This window comes from Vibrio sp. Vb0937 (assembly GCF_033338855.1).
Window position 1 is genome coordinate 1 of sequence record NZ_JAWOTK010000398.1, and the last position, 1,093, is coordinate 1,093.

General features: G+C 46.7%; 1 protein-coding gene and 1 pseudogene. Both read right to left on the reverse strand.

The features are described 5' to 3' along the window. A pseudogene (locus tag R7P67_RS26025) lies at nt 1–412 on the reverse strand (glycerol kinase); the annotation flags it as partial. 177 nt (nt 413–589) lie between these two features. After that, nucleotides 590–1,093, reverse strand: a 504-nt coding sequence (locus tag R7P67_RS26030) for a sodium/glutamate symporter (protein WP_318086483.1), incomplete at its 5' end; no start/stop codon positions are given.

The window sequence follows — 1,093 nt, forward strand, 5'->3', positions numbered from 1 at the left end:
AAACCACAAAGGTGTTTTGTGATTCTTTGTCTGCACGCTGTTGACCACCTGCTCGAATGCCCGCTTCGGTGACTTGCCATCCGTCTTCTGATTTACTTATCCAGCCTAGCTCACTCAACAATTGGTTGATTCGCTTGGCATTAAGGCGAAGTTTATCGCCAAGTAGTGTGGCACTCAGAGTTTTCCCAGAGGTAGGATTCAGCTCAATATGCAAGTTCGTAGGCCAGACAATAAACTGCCCAAACTTGGGGTGGTCAACATATTCACCGCCGAACTTAGCGCCCTCTTCCGTCAGGATCCATTTGTCCTCTTGGCGAGTGATGTAACCGGCGCGTTTGAGATCTGAAAACAGCAGCTTGGCGTCAATATTGCGCATTTTCGCTAATGCTGATGTCGATATTTTTTCTGACATGTGTGGAGCCTCCTGCTGCTGGGAAAATAACATCCTGTGAATGATATTAACGCATTGATTTCATTGCTTGAAGCAAGAATGAGAAAGATTCATACCAAGAAACAAAAAAGCCAGTCTTTTCCGACTGGCTTTAGATTTAAATGATTCTAAAATTGGCGTGGTTACGCCTTTCGCCGATTATTTGATAAAGGCGATGCAGCCTTGCAAAATCACTAAGTTAACGATGTCGATGAAGAATGCACCGACAATCGGCACCACCATAAATGCCTGTGGTGACGGGCCGAAACGGTTCACGATAGACCCCATGTTCATCACGGCTGTTGGTGTCGCCCCCAAACCAAAACCGCAGTGTCCACTAGAAATTACCGCCGCGTCGTAGTTGCTGCCCATGACGCGGAATGTCACGTAGTAAGCGAACACCGCGAGAATTACCGACTGCACGGCAAGGATGATCAAGAACGGAATGGCTAGATCAAAAATGTTCCACAGTTTTAGGCTCATTAGCGCCATTGCTAGGAACAGCGACAATGAAACCGTACCGAGAATATCCACGGTTTCTAAGTCGACTTTGCGAACTTTCGTCACTTCCATGATGTTGGTGATCACCACACCAATAAACAACGCGTAGACAAAGTCCGGAATCATCAACCATTTGATGCCAAAGCTGCTCACCCAGTTTTC